General features: G+C 65.5%; 1 pseudogene. It reads right to left on the bottom strand.

Going from position 1 to position 278, the window contains the following annotated elements:
* Positions 1–278, bottom strand: a pseudogene (locus AC0L3B_RS39400) (dihydroorotase); the annotation flags it as partial.

Genomic DNA, 278 nt, shown 5'->3' with positions numbered 1-278 from the left:
TCGGCGTACAGCTCGATGGCGGCAAACGCGGTGTAGCAGCCCGCGCAACCGCAGGCGGCTTCCTTGGCATGCTGCGCGTGGGGCGCCGAGTCGGTACCGAGGAAGAACTTCGGGTTGCCGCTGGTGGCGGCGTCCAGCAATGCCACCTGATGGGTGTTGCGCTTGAGGATCGGCAAGCAGTAAAAGTGCGGCCGAATCCCGCCCACCAGCATGTGGTTGCGGTTGTACCACAGGTGGTGTGCGGTGATGGTCGCGCCGACGTTGGCCGAAGCCTCGGT

The organism is Bradyrhizobium sp. Kon56 (assembly GCF_055807635.1).
Note: the sequence above shows the minus strand (reverse complement) of the source record. Positions and strands in the feature narration are given on the sequence as shown.